The following is a 3549-nucleotide window of genomic DNA, read 5'->3' on the forward strand; positions in this document are numbered from 1 at the left end:
AAAAATGGCCTGCTTTTACGCCGCCACACTGGCCTAAAATCCGACCGGCGTTGACAGACAGGCGTGCTCATGCCCGTTCCCAAGCAAGGCGCGTGCCAAACCGCCAGTCTGAACGGCAGCCAAGGCCGAAGATGGTTAACAGATTTGAACCTGTCAAAAAACCGACAGGCAAAGTGTCAGATGCCCGACAGGGCGAGCGTCAAACCTTTGACACCGTCAAGTATTTGACGCCGATTTTTCAGCTGGCATGTCTCAGGCGGGGGTGTTGAGGCGGGGGTGTTCAGGCGGGCATCAGGCCCGGAACTGCCGCGATTGTTTCCACCATGGTGCCGCCCGCCACCAGCCGTTCGCCGATATAGGCCACTGCTGCCTGGCCGGGGGCGACGCCATATTGCGGCTCGGCAAAACGCAGCCTGTCGCCGTCCAGCCAGGCTTGTGCCAGCGGCGCCATCGATCGCACTTTCACGGCCAAAGGGCCGGCGACGGGACCAAGGATATTGGCGCCTTCCAGGATCACTTCGGTCACGGCCAGTGCCCGGCGCGGCCCGGCAATAACGCGATTGGCCTCGGCATCAATGCCCACCACATACAGCGGTTCGGCCTGGCCGCCCAGTTCCAGCCCGCGGCGCTGGCCAACGGTGAAGCGGTGAATGCCATTGTGGCGCCCAAGCACGCGGCCGGCTGCATCGACGATATCGCCGGGCGCGGCCAATTCGGGGCGGATTTTTTCCACGACAGCCGCATAATCGCCGCCAGGCACGAAGCAGATATCCTGGCTGTCTGGCTTGGCCGCCACCACCAGGCCAAAGGCTTCGGCCAATGCGCGGGTTTCGGCCTTGGCCAGCGCGCCGAGCGGGAAGCGCAGATAATCGAGCTGCGCCTGTGTGGTGGTCCACAAGAAATAGCTCTGGTCCTTGTGCGGGTCGGCGCCGCGATGCAGCTCGGCGCCGCCAGGGCCCTCGATGCGCTGCACATAATGGCCGGTCAGCAGCGCTTGTGCACCCAGATCACGGGCCAACGCGATGAGATCGGTGAATTTCACCGTGCGATTGCATTCCACGCACGGCACTGGAGTGCGGCCCTTTGCATAGGCATCGACAAACGAATCGATTACCGCCTCGCGGAAGCGGCTTTCCATATCGACAACGAAATGGGCGATGCCCAGCCGCTGGGCCACGGCGCGCGCATCGCGGATATCGGCGCCGGCGCAGCAGGCGCCAGGCCGGGCTGCGGCGGCACCCTGAACATACAGCTGCAACGTGATGCCAACGGTGTCGCAGCCGGCGGCCGCCGCCAGCGCCGCTACCCCCGACGAATCGACCCCGCCCGACATCGCCACGGCCACCCGCCGGCCGGCCAGCGGCGCCAGCACGGCGCGCACACTGGCAGGCATCACCGCCAGATCAATTGGAAAGGCCGCAAACGCGTTCACGGCAGCGGCATTGCGGATAGGGCCGGTTGCCGTCAAGGGGCGGCCGTAAGGTAAAGCCGGGCAGGCCGCCGCCGTCATGGTGAATACACCATCCCATTTGCACGGCCTGCGCAGGCCGGAAGGAGACGCCGACATGTCTTTCATGTCTCCACCCCCACCAGGATTCGGCCGCGACACGCTGCCACCCGACGATACGGTCCGCTGGGTACCTAATCGCAAGGCCGCCGTGCTGAGCGCCATAAATGATGGCAGCATCAGCCTGGAAGACGCTTGCAAGCGTTGGCGCTTAAGCCTTGAAGAGATTCAACTTTGGCAGCGCGCAGTGGACAAGGTGGGCACGCCGGGCTTGCGCGTGACCAGGGTGCAGATCTATCGTTCACTGTTCGAATCCGATGATTCAAATGGTAAAAAATGAATGAACATTTTGAATTACTGGGAGAAAATACTAATGGGGTATTTACGGATGCTCATAAAACAGGTTAAGAATGATGCAGGGTTGGGACCGGGCTTGTTGCGCTTGGTGGGGGTTAATCCGAATTCGGAGACGTTCGCATGCGCGTTCTTTTGATTGAAGATGACCGTGCAATGTCTCGCAGCGTTGAGCGTATGCTCGACGAAGCGAGCATCGAGCACGAAACCGCGGGCACAGGTGAGCTCGCGCTGGAATATGCACGTACCTATGAATTTGACGTGATCATGCTGGATCTCACTTTGCCCGATATCAGTGGGCACGAAGTGCTGCGTCAGCTGCGCCAACTGCGAATCAACACCCCGGTGCTGATCCTGTCGGGCGATGCCGAGACCACCAGCAAGGTGACCGGCTTTGGTGCAGGTGCAGATGATTATGTCACCAAGCCGTTCGACCGGCAGGAACTGATGGCCCGTCTGCACGCCCTGGTGCGGCGCAGTCAGGGTCATGGCCAGTCGGTGATTGTCACCGGTCCGGTGTCGGTGGATCTTGCCGCTCGCGGCGTGAGCGTCGACGGCAAGCGCGTTGCGCTCACTGGCAAGGAATATGCGATCCTGGAAATGCTTTCGCTCCGCAAGGGGATGACGCTGACCAAGGAAATGTTCCTCACCCATCTTTACGGCGGCCGCGACGAGCCGGAACTCAAGATCATCGACGTGTTCGTGTGCAAGCTCCGCAAGAAGCTGTATCTGGCCGGCGCGCCGTCGTCTGGCTGCATCGAAACCGTTTGGGGGCGCGGCTATGCGCTGCGCGATCCTGAACCCAGCGAATATCCTGCCGTGGCCTGAAAAGGTCACGGCACGTACATGATAAAGGGCCGCCGGGTAATCGGCGGCCCTTTTCTTTGGGTCGTCACTGGCAACACGGCCGCCAGCCCAACTCCAGCTGTGTACGCCGAATACCGCTATTTGATCAGATCGGCATCAACCGGGCCTTCAAAGGCGATGAACAGCGTGCAGGGCATCTTGCTCAGGCACCGCGCTTCGTGCGGCGCGCCGGCTGGCCCATAGGCATAATGGCCCGCCAACAGTATCGAAGGCGCTGATCCGGCATAGGCCACGCGCAGCTTGCCGCTCACCAGAACGATACGCTCGGCCGAACTGTGCCGGTGATTGTGCAGCACTGTGCCGCCATCCACCCGCAGGAAAACATCGGCATTGGGCTTGGCCGGATCGCCGTGCAGCACCGCCAAACGGCAGCCGCCGGTGTAGATTGGTGGGCATGGGCGCCATTTGAGCGAGGTATCCATACGGCTCATCGCCAGCGGACGTTCGCTGCCTGCGGGCTGTGCCGCCGCAGACGCCCACGGCAGAACTGCGGCCACAAGCCAGACTGTCGTGCGTTTCATGATATCGTCCCTTATGAACCAACCGCCAGAACGTCGGCAGCAGACAGGCTGTTGCCGCCGATCGCCCAATGGCCTTGTGCGAACTCCTGGATGCGAACCCAGGTCAACGAGCGCAGCGCTTCGCCTTCAACCGACACCATCGCTTCCGTCACCCGGTCGATCATCAACTGCTTCTGCTGAGGTGAAAAAACGCCTTCGATGACTTCGATGTTTACCATTGGCATGGTGATGCTCCTTTGTTGCCAGGCGCCAGATCTGCGCCAGATCACCCGACAAAGCTTGCAGACCGTCTGCAGAATT

5 protein-coding genes are annotated in these 3549 nt (G+C 61.5%); 2 read left to right on the top strand and 3 right to left on the bottom strand.

Annotation, left to right across the window (positions count from 1 at the left end):
- Positions 1 to 280: 280 nt before the first annotated feature.
- Positions 281 to 1393, bottom strand: a complete 1113-nt coding sequence (gene mnmA, locus ACESL8_RS04665; RefSeq protein ID WP_372916468.1) for a tRNA 2-thiouridine(34) synthase MnmA — start codon at positions 1391 to 1393, stop codon at positions 281 to 283.
- A 172-nt stretch (positions 1394 to 1565) separates the two neighbouring features.
- On the opposite strand from mnmA, the gene ACESL8_RS04670 reads away from it, so the two are divergent.
- Complete coding sequence (locus ACESL8_RS04670; RefSeq protein WP_372916461.1) at positions 1566 to 1847, top strand: DUF1153 domain-containing protein; 282 nt, start codon at positions 1566 to 1568, stop codon at positions 1845 to 1847.
- A gap of 137 nt (positions 1848 to 1984) precedes the next feature.
- Positions 1985 to 2689, top strand: a complete 705-nt coding sequence (locus tag ACESL8_RS04675) for a response regulator transcription factor (RefSeq protein ID WP_372916463.1) — start codon at positions 1985 to 1987, stop codon at positions 2687 to 2689.
- A 116-nt stretch (positions 2690 to 2805) separates the two neighbouring features.
- Here the strand turns inward: ACESL8_RS04675 and ACESL8_RS04680 are convergent, their stop codons facing one another.
- Both ACESL8_RS04680 and ACESL8_RS04685 read right to left on the bottom strand, forming a co-directional pair.
- Entirely contained in the window at positions 2806 to 3249 is a 444-nt protein-coding gene (locus ACESL8_RS04680; protein WP_372916465.1) for a cupin domain-containing protein, read from the bottom strand.
- Between the two features lie 11 nt (positions 3250 to 3260).
- Positions 3261 to 3549: 4-oxalocrotonate tautomerase family protein (locus tag ACESL8_RS04685; protein WP_372916467.1), on the bottom strand; the 289-nt coding region annotated here is incomplete at its 5' end.

The organism is Sandarakinorhabdus sp. (assembly GCF_041689835.1).
GTDB lineage: Bacteria > Pseudomonadota > Alphaproteobacteria > Sphingomonadales > Sphingomonadaceae > Sandarakinorhabdus.